This window comes from Paenibacillus sp. UNC496MF (genome assembly GCF_900113915.1).
Taxonomy (GTDB): Bacteria; Bacillota; Bacilli; order Paenibacillales; family Paenibacillaceae; genus Paenibacillus_Z; species Paenibacillus_Z artemisiicola.
Map to the genome: position 1 here is coordinate 132,476 of NZ_FORE01000020.1, position 14,596 is coordinate 147,071.

Sequence of the window (14,596 nt, forward strand, 5' to 3'; positions counted from 1 at the left end):
GGGCGAGTGACCCGGGCAAGAGGGATGTTAGAAAACCTTACAATTCCCTTCTTGGCACGAATGATAACAGCAGCCTCATCTGAATTCAATGGGACTGAATGCCCGGTAGAAGATGGCGAAATGTCGATTTCGGACGCACCGGATCGGCAGAGTTGGCGTTTTTTACGTTCATTTCCGTACATTTGTTGGGAATTTCTGCCTAGTTGTTCGCCATTGATCGAATATATTTATTGGATATATAAATTTTATTTATGTCAGACTTTCTCACAAAATATTGGCTTTGCCGAAAAAATCCGTGTTACAGTGCTCGCAGAACGAACCGACGATCCCCCCAAAAGGAGCTGAACGCATGGAAACGAAAGAGACCCCGAACGAAGTCTCGCGCAGGCAATTTCTGACCACGGTGGGCAAGATCGGCGGCGCCGCCGCCGTATTCAGCGTCATGGGCACGATGGGCCTTCTCACGCCCCAGACGATGAAGGCGGCGGAGTATACGCCTCCTTCCGGCTGGGATCTGAAGGGCACGGGCCGCTCCGGCAAAAAGATCGTCATTCTCGGCGCGGGCCTCGCCGGCTTGACGGCCGCCTACGAGCTCGGCAAAGCCGGCTACGACTGCACGATCCTCGAGGCCCGCGCCCGGACCGGCGGCCGCAACTGGTCGGTGCGGCGCGGCACGACCGTCGCCGAGGTCGGCGGACAGAAGCAGGTCGCGCGCTTCGACGACGGCCATTACCTGAACGCCGGCTGCATGCGCATCCCGCAATTCCACGCCACGATGGAATACTGCCGGGAGTTCGGCATCCAGATGGAACCGTTCAACAACGTGAACGAGAGCGCCTATTACTACAACGACAACGTCCCGAGCTCCCTTACGAACACGCCCGTCCGCAAGCGCGCGGCGAAGGCCGACGCCAAAGGCTACATCAGCGAGCTGCTGGCCAAGGCGATCAACCAGCCGGGGCTCGATCTGCCGGTGACGGCGGAGGAGAAGGACAAGATCGTCGCCTACCTCCGTTCCGAAGGCAATCTGGACGCGGATCTCTTCTATAAGGGCTCCTCGCGCGGCGGCTACAAGGACGAACCGGGCTCGCGCCTCGACGCCGGCGTCGTCCGCGACCCGTTCGACATGAAGGCGATCATCAACTCCGGCTTCGCGAGCTATTTCAGCAGCGAATACGAGTACGACCAGCAGATGATGATGTTCCACCCCGTCGGCGGCATCGACGCGATTCCGAAGGCGTTCGAGAAGCGGCTGGGCAACCGGATCAAGCATAACGCGGAGGTCACCGAGTTCAAGCACGTCGGCGACAAGGTGCAGGTGTCGTACGTCGACCTGCTGAGCGGCGAAGCCAAGCAGCTCGAAGGGGATTACTGCATTTGCACGATCCCGCTGTCCGTGCTGAAGACGATCAAGCACGACCTCTCGGCGGAGATGACGAAGGCGATCAACAACACCTCTTACGCGAACGCCGGCAAAATCGGCATTCAGTTCAAGCGCCGCTTCTGGGAAGAGGACGACCTCATCTTCGGCGGCAACACGCTGACGAACATGGATATCTCGTCCATCTACTACCCGCCGACGAACTATTTCGCGAAGAAGGGCGTGCTGCTCGGCTATTACGCGTTCGGCGCCAAAGCGGACAAAATCGGCGCCCTCTCCTTCAAGGACCGCGAGGCGCTCGCGCTGGCCCAGGGCTACAAGATTCACCCGCAATACTACAGCGAATTCGAAGCGTCGTTCTCCGTCAACTGGAAGACGATCAAGTACAACATGGGCAGCTGGGTCTCGTACTCGGCGGACGACCGCAAGACGAATTATCCCGTGCTGTGCCGGCCCGACCGCCGCGTCTACCTCGCCGGCGAGCACATCAGCTACATCACGGCCTGGATGGCGGGCGCGATCGAATCCGCCCGTTCGGTCGTCACCGATATTCACGAACGCGTCATGAAAGAATAGGAGGAGCCCGTCCATGCCCATGAACCTGAAAATGAAAGTCGCCGCCGGCGCCGTCATCCTCTCGTGCCTGGCCGCGACCGCGAGCGTGTACGCCGCGATTACGCCGAACAAGTATCCGCTCGCCCCGATTCACGAAGCGGAATTTTACGGCAGCCCCTCCTCGTCCATCGCCAGCGCCGTCGCCATGCCGGGCGACCTCGCCACGTTCGAGACGAGCGGCACGACGCCTTCCGTCATCAACAAAGACGGCAAGACGGTCTACGAGCGGTACGGCGACACGGAGACGCAGGGCGCCAGCGTGCTGAAGAACATCGAGAAGCAGCTGAAGGAGCAAGGGCTGTCCCTGAAGGACGTGACGTACCTCCGCGTCTACATCGCCCCGGACGCCGCGAAGGGCGGCAAGTTCGACTTCGACGGCTGGTTCGCCGCGTACGCGAAGTACTTCAACACCAAAGACAATCCGACGAAGACCGCCCGCTCCACCGTCGGCGTCGCCGGCCTCGTCAACGCCGATTGGCTGATCGAGATCGAAGCGGTCGCCGCGTATCCCAGCAATCATAACCAAGATTAATCGCGTGAATCCTTAGCGCCGTGCGGCCCCCGTTCCATGCGGCCGGGCCGCGGCGACTACCCCCGAACGGAGAGGATAGCCATGCTGCAAAACGTCGGTTTCCCCGGTTTGATGATGATTCTGGTCGTCGTGCTCATTATTTTCGGGCCTTCCAAGCTGCCCGAGCTCGGCCGCGCGGTCGGCCGCACGCTGCACGAGTTCAAGTCGTCCGCCAAGGAGCTCGTCTCGGATTCGAAGGACGACGCGGCGGACAGCAAGCCGTCGCAAGCGAACAGTTAAGGCCGCGCAAGCGAGTAGTTAAAGGCGCGTAAGCGAGAGCAAAGTTAAACGTTCCGGCTCCCCCGCGAACGCAAGAAAGGATCGTCCCCCCGACTGACGGCGGGACGATCCTTTTTCATGCGAAACGTTAACGGGATGAATCGCACCGCGGCCCGGGCGTCGGTTACGCTTCGAGCTTGCCCGGTTTGACGGCTTGTTCTCGCGCGGATCGGACGTCGCCGCCCGTCAATCCCCGGGCAGGCGATGCTCCTTTTTGTTAACGCAAAAAACCATCCCGACGACCGTCGGAATGGCTTGCGCATCCTGCTATTTCATGCCTTTAATCGCTCGCGCCCACGCTCACCGCGCGTTTCTCCGCGTCCGAACGGATGACCGCGTCCAGCACCTCCTGGTTGCGGTAGCCGTCCATGAAGTCCGGCAGGCCGTCCGTCGGGACCCCGTCCAGCATGGCGAGGAAGTCGCCGTACTGCGTCGTTTTGCAGCGCTCCGGCACGTCGAGGACCGCCCTTGCGAGCTGGCCCGGCGCTTCTTCGCGGATCCAGATCAGCCGGTCGGGATCGAGCGTCGACGCGTGCAGCGTGCCGGCATCGCCATAGACGGATACTTCGTGCTGGTTGCCCGAGCCGATCGCGTTGCGCGACGATTGGAAGACGCCGACGGCTCCGCCCGCCATGCGCGCCTGGAAGCTGACGAAGTCGTCGACTTCGATGCGGACCATGCCGCCGGTCGCGGGATCCGGACGCTCGGGGATGAACGTCCGCAGCTGCGCCGACAGCTCGGCGAACTCGCCGAACAGGAAGCGCGCCAGGTCGATCATATGCGAGCCGAGATCGCCGAGCGTGCCGGTGCCGGTAATGTCCTTGTTGAACCGCCAGATGTACGGCGCGTTGTTCGGCGCCGCTCCCCAGCCCTGCAAGTACTGGATCGAGAAGCTGCGCACCTCGCCGAGCTTCCCGTCCCGCAGCAGCTCCCGCGCGTAACGGAACGCCGGCGTGTACCGGTAGCTGAAGCCGATCATGCCCGCGACCGGCTGCCGCTCGTACTGCGCGAGCAGCGGCGCCGCCTCCTCGAAGACGCGGGTGAACGGCTTCTCGCCCAGAAACGGCTTCCCTGCTTCGAGGCACGCCTGCATGATGGCGGCATGAATATGGTTCGGCGTCACGGAGACGACCGCGTCGACGTCCGGGTCGGCGATCAGCCGCGCGAAGTCCGCGTACCGCTTCTCCGCCGGCAGGCCGAGCCGGTCGCCGACGGCCGCCAGCGCCGATTCGTTCACGTCGCTCGCCGCGACCACGCGGAAGCGGCCTTCGGCGGCGAGCCAGCGAATATGCGACTGCACCATGCCGCCGAGTCCGATCAAGCCGATTCGGTGCCTGTTCATTCGGCTTTCCCTCCCTTGCCCGTCTTCGCGCCGATCGCCTCGAGCGGCCGCGCGTTGCCGTAGACCGGCCGTTCCCGATCGACCGGCCGCGCCCAGTTGGCCGCGTTCGCGATGACGCGCTGCACGTCCGGATGCCAATACGTCGGGTACGTCTCGTGCCCCGGCCGGAAATAAAACACCTTGCCGCTGCCCCGCTCGTACGCGCAGCCGCTGCGGAACGCTTCCCCGCCCTCGAACCAGCTCGCGAACACGAGCTCGTCCGGCGCCGGGATGTCGAAGTGCTCGCCGTACATTCCCTCCCGCTCCAGCTCGATATATTCCCCGATGCCCGCGGCGATCGGATGGCCCGGCGCGACGACCCAGAGGCGCTCCTTCTCGTCGGCTTCGCGCCACTTCAAGGCGCAGCTCGTGCCCATGAGCGCCCGGAAGATTTTCGAGTAATGCCCCGAATGAAGCACGATGAGCCCCATGCCGTCCAGAACGCGGCGCTGCACCTTCGCCACGATGTCGTCGCGCACCTCCCCGTGCGCCAGATGCCCCCACCAGATCAGCACGTCCGTTCCGTTCAGCGCGTCGTCCGTCAGCCCGTGCTCGGGCTCGTCGAGCGTCGCCGTTCGCACCGCCATGCCCGCTTCCGTCAGGAAGCCCGCGATCGCCGAATGAATGCCGTCCGGGTAAATCTCGCGCACCCGCGGGTTCTGCCGCTCGTGACGGTTCTCGTTCCACACGGTGACCCGCAATGCCGTTGTTCTGCTCATGCCCGTTCTCCTCCCCGTCTCCCCTGCTGTCGCCGTTCCAACCCTGCCGCCTCGCCGTCCGCCCCCGGGCCCGCAGCCGAGCCCGGTCCATAGCCGGAACGCGGCCCCGCGGCGAACCGCGAGGCCGCGCGGGGCCGCGGACGAACCGGCGGCCGGTCCGATTGCCGGCTTACTTCACGTCCTGATAGCGCGCATAGGCGTCGTTATAAATCTTGACGAGCTTCTCGAGCCCCATGTCGTTCAGCTTCTTGACGTAGCCGTCCCACTCTTCCGCGATGCCGCCCTTCGTGATCCACTTCGCCCGCGTGCTGGCGATGTAGCTGTCGATGTCGGTCGTAAGCGTCGGCAGGTCCGCGTACTCCTCGGCCGTGTACATGACGTCCGGGAACGGCTCCGTCACGTATTCCTTGCCCAGGTTGTCGAGCTGCAGCTTCAGGCCGTCGCCGCTCGACGGATCGAGCTTGATGTTCTTCTCGAACGACGGGCTCGCGTATTTCGGGCCGAAGTCCCGCAGGGAGCCGTCCCAATACCAGGCGTCCGCGCTCGTGCCGTCCGGCGGATCCATGAGCGTGTACGTGCCGTCGTCGTTCTTCGCGATGGTCGTGCCGATCGCGCCCCAGAAGTTCTGGATGCTCGCTTCGCCGGTATAGAACTCGTCGGCCCAGCGGGCGGCGACGTCCGGATATTTGCACGTCGTCGTGATCAGCATCTCGTTGCGGCGGAAGCTCATGCCGTTCGGCTCGCCGAGCTGGTACTTGTTGCCGTCCGGGCCGGCGATCGGCGCGATCGTCTCGTACTGCTTGCTCCACTGGCCGAATACGGCGTCCGGCGTCCACTGGTACGAGAAGCCGACCAGCGCGGCGTCGGGATTTTGGCGCTTCGCCGTCAGCATCGTGCTGTCCTGCGTGAACGTCTCTTTGTCGATGAGGCCCTCGGCATACAGCTTATGCGCCCACTCCAAGCCCGCCTTGTACGCGTCCGACGTCGGGAAATACTCCGTCTTGCCGTCCTTGACGAGCATATGGTTGCCCCGCAGGTCCGTGATGCCGAACGGCGCGAGGACGTTCATGTCGAGGTCTCCCGAGTCGCTGTACGGAATTTCGTCCGCCTTGCCGTTGCCGTTCGGATCCTGCTCCTTGAACGCCTTCAGCACGTTGTACAGCTCGTCGATCGTCGCCGGCGCCTTCAGCCCGAGCTTGTCGAGCCAATCCTTGTTGATGACCGGCTGCACGGACGACACCGGACGCGACGGCAGCCGCGCGGGCAGCGAGTAGATCTTGCCGTCCGGGAACGTGCTGAGCTTCTTCAGTTCCGGCGACTCCTGGATGGCCGCCTTCAGGTTCGGCATATCCTTCTCGATGTACTCGTCAAGCGGACGGAAAATCCCGAGGTTGTTCACGATGTCCGAATTCCCGAACGCGAGGTCGCCGATGACGACGTCCGGCAGCTTGCCGCTCGCCAGCATGACGGATTTCTGATCGCCCCAGTCGTTCGAGGAGACGACCTGCCAATTGATCTTGACGTTCGTGCGCTTCTCCAGGTCCTGCAGCCAGGCGTTCTTCGTGAACGTGTCGCCCATGTTGCCCCAGCGAATCGTCAGCACGTTGAGCGTGACCGGCTCGTCGACGATCGGCATCCCTTCCTGATGGAAGTTGCCGTCGCCGGTCTTCGCGTTCGTGCCGCCGTTCGCCGCCGGCGCGTTCGTATGCTTGCCGTCGTTATTGCCGCTGCAGCCCGCGAGCACGGTCGTGCCGAGCACGGCGGCCAGGGTCAGGCCGGACAGCATGCGGAATGCGGATCGTTTCGATGCGTTTGCCATGCGTAAACTCCCCCTATGAATGAATCGATGAATGGCGTTCGTCTTTCTTGCCCTGCTTACGGTCGTTGCCCAAGGGCGGCGCCGCTACTCCTTCACCGCGCCGATCATCACCCCCTTGTTGAAATACTTCTGCACGAACGGGTAGACGCACATGATCGGAAGCGTGGAGACGATGATGACGGAGTAGCGGAGCAGATTGGCCAGGCGCAGCGCGATTTGCGCCGCTTCCCCGGTGCCGAGGGCGGTCTGCATCTGGTTCGTGATCAGGATGTCCCGGAGAATCAGCTGCAGCGGGAACAGGTTCTTGTTCTGCAAATAGATCAGCGCGTTGAAGTACGCGTTCCACTGCCCCACCGCGAACCAGAGCGCGAGCACGGAGACGACCGCCTTCGATAGCGGCAGCACGATCAGGACGTAGAACCGCAGGTTGCCGCAGCCGTCGAGCTGCGCCGCTTCCCACAATTCCGCCGGGATGCTCGTGCGGAAGAACGTCCGCGCCACGATGATGTCGAACACGGCGACCGAGAACGGCAGCACCATGACGAGGAACGTATCGTACAGGTGGAAGTCCCGGATCGTCAGAAACGTCGGAATGAGCCCGCCGTTGAAGAACATCGTAAAGATGAAGAACAGCGAAATCGCTTTGCGCCCCGCGAGATCCCGCCGCGAGAGCGCGTAGCCGGCCGACACGTTGACGGTCAGGCCGATCGCGGTGCCGACGACCGTATAGAGGATCGTGTTGCGGTAACCGATCCAGATATTGGCGTGCTTGAGCAGCTCCTTGTAGCCGTCGAGCGTGAAGCCGCTCGGCAGCAGCCACACCTTCCCGTTCCCGACCGCGGACGGGTCGCTGAACGAGGCGATGACGATGAAGTACAGCGGATATACCACAATCAATAGCACGACGGCGGCCCAAATGTACAGCAGCGTCTCCAGCAGCCGATCGCCGGAGCGCGCCGGTTTGGGCGGAAGCACGGTCGGTTTCGTTGCCGCTTCCATGATGTCCTCTCCTCCCTCCCGTTTACCAGAGACTGTGCTCGGAATATTTTCTGGACACCCAGTTGACCAGGATCAGCAGCGCGAAGTTGATGACCGTGTTGAACAGGTTGATCGCCGCCGAGAAGCTGTACTGGGAGCTGATGAGCCCGATCTTGTACACGTAGGTCGAGATGACCTCGCTGCCGGAGATGTTCAGGTTGTTCTGCATGAGGTACGCCTTCTCGAAGCCGACGCCGAGCAGGCCGCCGACCCGCAGGATGAGCAGCGTCACCGCCGTCGGGACCAGCATCGGGATGTCGATGTAGCGGATCTTGTGCCACCGGCTCGCGCCGTCGACCGTCGCCGCCTCGTACAGGCTCGGATCGACCGACGACAGCGCCGCGATGTAGATGATGCTGTCCCAGCCCGTGTGCTGCCAGACGTCGGACCACACGTAGACGCTGCTGAACAGCCCGCCGGAGCCCATCAGGTTCGGCGCCTCGGCCCCGAACAGCCGGCAGATGCTGCCGATCGGCCCGCTGCCCGGCGAGAGCAGGATGAGCATCAGGCCGACGACGACGACGGTCGAAATGAAGTGCGGCATGTACGTGACCGTCTGGAAGAGCCGCTTGAACCGGCCCGCGCGCAGCTGGTTGACGCCGAGCGCGAACAGAATCGGGATCGGGAACGTCGCGAAGCTGTACAGGCTGATGACGAGCGTGTTTTTGATCGTGATCGGGAATTGATAGGAATGGAAATATTTCTCGAAATACTTGAACCCCGCCCACGGGCTGCCCATGATGCCGGACACGGGATTGAAATCCTTGAAGGCGATGATGACGCCGTACATCGGCTTATACGTGAAGCACAGCAGCAGCGCGGCGGCCGGCAGCAGCAGCAGGTATAACCCCCGGTTCCGGCCGATCCGCGCGAACGTCCGCTGCAGCTTGTTGCCGCCCGATTGCGTGTTGATCAATGCTCGAAGCCCCCTTTTGCCCGATGAACGAGCGCGTGCGCCGTTCGGTGTGCCCTCAGTATACGAGAGCACGCCCGGCGGCAGGCGGACCTCCTTCGCGCGTTATTCGGACTTTTCGGGGGCGGCGCAAGGCGATCCGGACCGATCCGGGCCTCCCGGCGGCCGGGGGACGGCGGAAACCGGACTTTTTGGCGTCACTTTCCGGACATTCGGCGGTTTGGGACCCGTTCCCGGCTTGTTTTTTCGCGGGCCGGCATTATAATAATCAGACAGCGAAAGCGATTTCGGCGGCCGGCGCCGGCAGAGAGGGGACTTGCGGGGCAGATGGCACGTCATACGGAGCGCAAGCTGCATCCGATCCAGCACTACGTCCGAATCATCCTGATCATCTCGTTCTCCGCGCTGATCCTGGATTTCATCATCAGCTTCGCGTCGATCGCGATCGTCAAGCAGCAGTCGGCCCGGGATTTGCGGGACACGTCCTACCTGTACATCAACCGGATTAACGCCGACTTCGCCTACATCAACCACTTCATGGGCTGGACGCTCGCCAACGACGAGAACGTCAAGGTGATGAACGCGCACGCCCCGGACGAACCCGAATTCCGGAAGGCGAACAAGACGCTGTACCGGCGCTTCGTCGAGGTGCAGAAGGGCTACGGCGAGCAGTACAATTTCTTCCTCTACTTCGACAAGAAGGATTACTTGCAGAACTGCGCCCCCATGGGCATGACGTACAAGGAATACCAAGCGCTGCAGAAGCAGGTCGGCCTCTATATCAAAGACAAGGTGTACTACGAGAAGCTGTATTCGTGGTGGTCGACCGTCCAGCTGGCGGGCAAATCCTTCATTCTCAACATCGTCCCGTACCATGACGGCTACCTGATCTGCCTGATCTCGGCGGACGACCTGATCCGCCCGCTGCGCGAGACGAACCTCGGCGAGAACGGCTACGCGTCGCTGATCAGCGAGGACGGCAGCCGCGTCACGAGCCCGATCTCGAACAAGGGCAAGCTGCTGGACCCGAGTCCCGCGCGCGCCGCCCTGCTCGACCTGGTCCAGCCGAAGACGACGGTGAACGGCGCCTTCACGAACGCGTCCTTCTACGTGCAGCTCGTCATCCAGTTCGGAGCGTTCGAGAAAATCATGATCGCCCAGCTGCTCATCGTGCTGCTGGCCGTCATCATCGCCGCGAGCCTGTGCTTCATCCTGCTCTACTTCAAGCACAAGGTGCTGCAGCCGATCAAGAGCTTCTCCTACAACCTCGCCTTCTGGACCGGCGACGGCGAACCGATCGACGTGCAGAGCAGCAAGATGGCGGAGCTCGAGAAGGCGAACCGGCAGTTCCGGAACCTCGTGAAGCAGATCAAGGCATACAAGATCGACATCTACGAGCGCGAGCTCGAGAAACAGCGCATCCAGCTGGATTACATGAAGCTGCAGATCAAGCCGCATTTCTTCCTGAACTGCCTCACGACGATCCACAGCATGGCGCAGATGGGCATGGACGAGGAGATTCAGCAGATGGCGCTGTCGACGTCGGCGTATTTCCGGTACATCTTCCGGGAAGGCCGGGATTTCGTGCGGCTCGCGGACGAGCTCGAGCATGTGCGGATCTATCTCGAAATTCAGCGCAGCCGCTACCGCGACTCCTTCGTCTACCGGATCTCGCTGGCCGAGGACGCGCGGGACGCGCGGATTCCGCCGCTCGTGCTGCAGACGTTCGTCGAGAACGCCGTCAAATACGCGGTGTCGCGCGAGCACGATACGGCGATTACGATCGAGGTCGAACGCCGCGGCCGCGAGGAAGCGGAGGGCGGCGGCGTCACCGTGATCCGCATCGCGGACACCGGCCCCGGCTTCGCGCCGGACGTCCTGGCGAAGCTGCGGCGCGGCGAGCCGCTGGACCAATCGGGCGGGACGCGGATCGGCATCATGAACACCGTGCAGCGGCTGGCCCAGCTGTACGGCGAAGGGGCGTCCGTCCGCTTCGGCGGCGCGGACGGCGGCGGCGCCCTCGTCGTGCTGGCGCTGCCGGAGCCGCCGGAAGCGGCGGATACGGCGACAACGGGGACGGCGAAAGGGACAGGAGCGGCGAGGACAACGACGGAAACGGCGAACGGAGCAATCGGAACGGGGAATTCATCGGGAAAAGGAGCGTGACGAGATGAACGTGCTGCTCGTGGACGACGATTATTTCGTCGTGACCGCGCTGGAGACGAAGATCGACTGGGCGTCGCTGGGCATCGGGACGGTCCATACCGCCCATAACGTCGCCCAGGCGCGCGACCTCTTGAGGCGCTATGACATTCACATCCTCGTCTCCGACATCGAGATGCCGCAGGGCAGCGGCCTCGAGCTGCTGGCCTGGATCCGCGAGGAACGGTACGACGTGCAGGCGATCTTCCTGACCAACTACGCGGATTTCAACTACGCGCAGAAGGCGATCGAGCTGCGGAGCTTCGAGTACTTCCTGAAGCCGATCCAGTTCGACAAGCTGATGCTCATCCTCCGCAAGGCCGTCGAGCGGGCGAAGGAGCAGCAGCGCGACGCGCTTGCGATCGAGGAAGGCCGTTACTGGCAGCGGAACCAGGCGAAGATGCTGGAGCATTTCTGGCGGAAGCTCGTCAGCGGCAGCGCCTCCTCCCCGCTCCGGCCCGCCGAGCTCGCCGACGCCGTCGAAGAGCAGCATCTCGGCTACGCGCTCGACGATACCGTGCAGCCCGTGCTGCTGCGCCTCTTCCCCGAGGACGGCACCATGGGGCGGGAGGAGAAGCACCTGTTCGACTTCGCCCTGCAGAACGTCCTCCACGAGCTGTTCCGGCACCCGGCGTTCGCCGTCGAGACGGCGCTGGAACACAAGACGCATCAATGGATCGCCGTCTTGAGGTGGCACCGGCCGCCCGACGCCGGGGCGCTCGAGGCGCCGTGCGCGGCGTTCGTCGAGCAGGCGAGGCGCGCGCTCAAGAGCGACGCCTGCTGCCTCGTCGGCCGCGCCGGCCGGCTGGGCGGCGCGAGCGCGATCCTGCGGGAGCTGCTGCAGGCGAACGACGAGCTCGTGAAGCGCCGCAACCGGGTCTTCTTCGCGGACGCGGGCCGCGGGCCGGCCGAGGACTGCTACCTCCCGCCGGACCTGGCGCGGCTGGAGGCGCGGCTGGATCAGGGCAAGCCCGCCGAATTCCTGGCGGAGACGTCGCGGTACTTGGACGAACAAGCGCGGCAGCCCGGATTCACGACGCCCGTGCTCAATCTGTTCCGGCTCGACATGATGCAGCTCGTCTACGCCTTCCTCAAGTCGAAGGGCATCCAGGCGCATCAGCTGTATGCCGGCCGGGCGAACGAACGGCTGCTCGCCCAGTCGCTGCACTCCGTCGAGGACATGGAAGCCTACCTGCGCGCCCTGGTCGGCACCGCCATGGATTACCGCCGGTTCGCGGAGCAGCCGACGTCCGTCGCGGACGAGATCAAGCAGTACATTCGCGCGCATTACGGCGAGGACCTGACCCGCAATAGCCTCGCCGACGTCGTCTTTCTCCACCCGGACTACCTGGCCCGCCTGTTCAAGAAGGAGACCGGCGTCTCGCTCGGCGCGTACATCATCGAAGCGCGCATCGCGGCCGCGAAGCAGCTGCTCCGTTCGACCGGCCTGTCGGTGTTCGACGTGGCGAAGAAGGTCGGCTACGCCAACTACTCGTACTTCGCGAAGGTGTTCAAGCAGGAGGCCGGCGTGTCGCCGAACGAGTATAAGCTGGGGGAAAACGCGGGGCGGGCATGATCGTTCGTAACGCGAAAGAGGTCAACCGGGGAGCCGGTCGACCTCTTTCGCGCGATCCGCTAATCCATCGCAATGCCGACTGCTTGTTTCGCGAACGCGGCATAGGGTTGAACCAGATCGGGCCTGCGATTGATCGCCCATCTGAGGTTGTCGAAAGCCCTTAACAGCAGATATTGCCCGATGCCGGCAAGGTCTTCTCCGCCGAGGCCGTATCCGTCCAGAAACGCTTCGAATTCCTCGGCCGTCGCGCTTTCCTCCAGCCCCAGCATCCGATAATGCATCAATTGAGCGATCGTTGCGTGCGGTACCGCGCTGACTTTCGCGTTCCAATCCAGCAATAGGACTTGGCCGGCCGGATTGACCATCGTATTCTTCAAAGAGAGATCGCCATGGTTCAAGCCGAAGCGCAACGGTTCCCGCTTTAGAGCTTCAAACCGTTCTTGTATGCGCCGCGATTCCGCCGGCGTAATGACCCCAAGCTCAATCAAGCGGTCGTCCTCGGTCAGACTATGGATATTATGCTGCACATACCCTAGCCAACTGCCGTCCGATCCCGCGTGAGGCGGCGACCGAAACTCGCCATGTACCGGATCGGCCAGATTCTCCCCATAGCCTTTCACCGGAATCGAATGAATGCGTCTGGCATATTCCCCCAATTTTCTCCAAATCGCGGACCGGGGTACGCTACTTTCTGCCCCGTTGTCTCCCTCGATAAAGGCTTGAATCATATAAGCGGCGCCATCGGCGATGCCGACGGACAAGACCTCGGGCCCCGGAACGCCGGCCGCGGCCGCTTGCCCGATGCACCATTTCTCTTTGACAAAGCCCGGATAGGCAGCTTCGTCGTTCATGCGGACGACAACCTTGCGGTTCTCCGTTTCGGCTGCGCACACCTGATTCATGCTGCCTTTGCCCGTAATCGGATAGGCAGTCGTTACGGGTTCCCGGAGGAAATCGCCGGCAATTCGCGCGGCTTGTTCGACTATAGCGTCTTTCATGGTTGCCGTCTCTCCTCTCGCCTTGCGTCGAATCGTCGGGATTAACGATGTTTCTCCCGTTAAAAGTTCACGAGGATAAGGACGCCCATGAACCTATATAGTTGCGCTGCACGGCCCGTTCGCTTCCTGTTCGTTCAGACGTTTATCGTAATACGTTCCCAGTACATAACTAAACCCGCGTTCATTTTTTGGTCTCCGCGAATGACTCTTTTTAAATGTCTGTTTGCCGACTCCAAAGAACGAATCTGTTGAAGAACGGGGATTAGTTCCCTTTCAATGCGCGATAAGGCATTTATCGATTGGTATCCTTCGATGAACCATGATGACATGACCGCCTCATACTCCTCGCTTTGCTGCAAAGAAAGCAGAAAAGTAGATAAATCATAGACCCTCGGCGCCCAACGGCAGCACTCGAAATCAATAATGCCGGATACATGTTCTCCGCGCGTCAACAGATTGGCAGGCGCGAAATCGCCATGACAAGGCAGACGAGGCAGCAAAGCGTATGGCTCTTGGTTCAAAAACGCTTCGGCATCTTTCATGCGCTGCAGCAGGCTTTCAACGCGATCCCATAATCCCGGGTACGCTGATAGCGTTTGTTCATTTATGATTTTTCTGAGTTCTTCAACTTGTATCGTCTCATTGCCGAATGTCTCGGTTAAGGGCTTCCACGGCAATTTACCCCTAAACCCATCAACAGCGAGGTGATAGTTAGCGAGGGCTCTGCCCGCGTCACGTATCAGATTTTCGTTATTGCTATCGAATTCCGGGTCGGCGTCAAGGTAAGGGAATAGGCTAAAATCCGTCCCGTTCGGCAGTCTGGCAAGGCCAAGCATCGGAACGATCAGATTGTTTTTTTCCGCCGCCCATTTCAACATCGTGTGTTCCGCCTTCAGTTCGTCTGCCTTGCTGGAGTATTGGGAAACTCTAATTCTATACCTGCCTAGACTGGTCGTAAGCAAGTAATTATCGTTAGTGTATCCGCTAGACATTTTTATAAGTGTTTTCGGTGTTCCGAAAGGAAATTCTATTGACCCAAAATCGTTTAGCGTTAACGCCATTGCTTCCACCGGTAAAACCACCCTTTACGTTAAACGGCCCCAT

12 protein-coding genes are annotated in these 14,596 nt (G+C 61.8%); 5 read left to right on the forward strand and 7 right to left on the reverse strand.

The window, feature by feature from the left end; genetic code table 11:
• Positions 1-349 precede the first annotated feature (349 nt).
• The 3 genes from BMZ79_RS30455 to BMZ79_RS30465 all read left to right on the forward strand — a co-directional run bounded on the left by BMZ79_RS30455 (position 350) and on the right by BMZ79_RS30465 (position 2,807).
• Positions 350-1,957 (forward strand): flavin monoamine oxidase family protein, encoded by a 1,608-nt coding sequence (locus tag BMZ79_RS30455; protein WP_090648157.1) that lies wholly within the window; start codon positions 350-352, stop codon positions 1,955-1,957.
• A gap of 13 nt (positions 1,958-1,970) precedes the next feature.
• On the forward strand, positions 1,971-2,528 hold the full coding sequence (locus BMZ79_RS30460) for a RidA family protein (protein ID WP_090648159.1): 558 nt from the start codon (positions 1,971-1,973) through the stop codon (positions 2,526-2,528).
• A gap of 81 nt (positions 2,529-2,609) precedes the next feature.
• Entirely contained in the window at positions 2,610-2,807 is a 198-nt protein-coding gene (locus BMZ79_RS30465; protein WP_090648162.1) for a twin-arginine translocase TatA/TatE family subunit, read from the forward strand.
• Positions 2,808-3,126: 319 nt separating this feature from the next.
• Here BMZ79_RS30465 and BMZ79_RS30470 read toward each other — a convergent pair whose 3' ends face one another.
• The 5 genes from BMZ79_RS30470 to BMZ79_RS30490 all read right to left on the reverse strand — a co-directional run bounded on the left by BMZ79_RS30470 (position 3,127) and on the right by BMZ79_RS30490 (position 8,719).
• Complete coding sequence (locus BMZ79_RS30470; RefSeq protein ID WP_090648164.1) at positions 3,127-4,188, reverse strand: Gfo/Idh/MocA family protein; 1,062 nt, start codon at positions 4,186-4,188, stop codon at positions 3,127-3,129.
• Positions 4,185-4,946 carry a ThuA domain-containing protein gene (locus BMZ79_RS30475; RefSeq protein ID WP_090648166.1) on the reverse strand — a complete coding sequence of 254 codons (762 nt, stop codon included), beginning with the start codon at positions 4,944-4,946 and terminating at the stop codon, positions 4,185-4,187. The genes BMZ79_RS30470 and BMZ79_RS30475 overlap by 4 nt, the downstream gene beginning before the upstream one ends.
• A gap of 169 nt (positions 4,947-5,115) precedes the next feature.
• A complete protein-coding gene (locus BMZ79_RS30480; protein ID WP_090648168.1) occupies positions 5,116-6,765 on the reverse strand; it encodes an extracellular solute-binding protein in 1,650 nt (549 codons plus the stop codon).
• 84 nt (positions 6,766-6,849) lie between these two features.
• The gene (locus tag BMZ79_RS30485; RefSeq protein WP_090648171.1) at positions 6,850-7,764 is read right to left on the reverse strand and encodes a carbohydrate ABC transporter permease; all 915 of its coding nucleotides are present in this window, start codon (positions 7,762-7,764) and stop codon (positions 6,850-6,852) included.
• A gap of 22 nt (positions 7,765-7,786) precedes the next feature.
• Positions 7,787-8,719 carry an ABC transporter permease gene (locus BMZ79_RS30490; protein WP_090648173.1) on the reverse strand — a complete coding sequence of 311 codons (933 nt, stop codon included), beginning with the start codon at positions 8,717-8,719 and terminating at the stop codon, positions 7,787-7,789.
• A gap of 324 nt (positions 8,720-9,043) precedes the next feature.
• Between BMZ79_RS30490 and BMZ79_RS30495 the strand changes: the two genes are divergently transcribed.
• Both BMZ79_RS30495 and BMZ79_RS30500 read left to right on the forward strand, forming a co-directional pair.
• Positions 9,044-10,882, forward strand: a complete 1,839-nt coding sequence (locus tag BMZ79_RS30495) for a sensor histidine kinase (protein ID WP_090648175.1) — start codon at positions 9,044-9,046, stop codon at positions 10,880-10,882.
• A gap of 4 nt (positions 10,883-10,886) precedes the next feature.
• Positions 10,887-12,494 (forward strand): response regulator, encoded by a 1,608-nt coding sequence (locus BMZ79_RS30500; RefSeq protein WP_090648177.1) that lies wholly within the window; start codon positions 10,887-10,889, stop codon positions 12,492-12,494.
• 59 nt (positions 12,495-12,553) lie between these two features.
• Here the strand turns inward: BMZ79_RS30500 and BMZ79_RS30505 are convergent, their stop codons facing one another.
• Positions 12,554-13,492 carry a phosphotransferase family protein gene (locus tag BMZ79_RS30505; RefSeq protein WP_090648178.1) on the reverse strand — a complete coding sequence of 313 codons (939 nt, stop codon included), beginning with the start codon at positions 13,490-13,492 and terminating at the stop codon, positions 12,554-12,556.
• A gap of 134 nt (positions 13,493-13,626) precedes the next feature.
• Entirely contained in the window at positions 13,627-14,553 is a 927-nt protein-coding gene (locus tag BMZ79_RS30510; RefSeq protein ID WP_371263824.1) for a phosphotransferase enzyme family protein, read from the reverse strand.
• Positions 14,554-14,596 lie beyond the last annotated feature (43 nt).

Coding starts and splice junctions, on each gene's coding strand:
- BMZ79_RS30455 (WP_090648157.1), top strand. CDS start 350: ATGGAAACGAAAGAGACCCCGAACGAAGTCTCGCGCAGGCAATTTCTG.
- BMZ79_RS30460 (WP_090648159.1), top strand. CDS start 1,971: ATGCCCATGAACCTGAAAATGAAAGTCGCCGCCGGCGCCGTCATCCTC.
- BMZ79_RS30465 (WP_090648162.1), top strand. CDS start 2,610: ATGCTGCAAAACGTCGGTTTCCCCGGTTTGATGATGATTCTGGTCGTC.
- BMZ79_RS30470 (WP_090648164.1), bottom strand. CDS start 4,188: ATGAACAGGCACCGAATCGGCTTGATCGGACTCGGCGGCATGGTGCAG.
- BMZ79_RS30475 (WP_090648166.1), bottom strand. CDS start 4,946: ATGAGCAGAACAACGGCATTGCGGGTCACCGTGTGGAACGAGAACCGT.
- BMZ79_RS30480 (WP_090648168.1), bottom strand. CDS start 6,765: ATGGCAAACGCATCGAAACGATCCGCATTCCGCATGCTGTCCGGCCTG.
- BMZ79_RS30485 (WP_090648171.1), bottom strand. CDS start 7,764: ATGGAAGCGGCAACGAAACCGACCGTGCTTCCGCCCAAACCGGCGCGC.
- BMZ79_RS30495 (WP_090648175.1), top strand. CDS start 9,044: ATGGCACGTCATACGGAGCGCAAGCTGCATCCGATCCAGCACTACGTC.
- BMZ79_RS30500 (WP_090648177.1), top strand. CDS start 10,887: ATGAACGTGCTGCTCGTGGACGACGATTATTTCGTCGTGACCGCGCTG.
- BMZ79_RS30505 (WP_090648178.1), bottom strand. CDS start 13,492: ATGAAAGACGCTATAGTCGAACAAGCCGCGCGAATTGCCGGCGATTTC.
- BMZ79_RS30510 (WP_371263824.1), bottom strand. CDS start 14,553: ATGGCGTTAACGCTAAACGATTTTGGGTCAATAGAATTTCCTTTCGGA.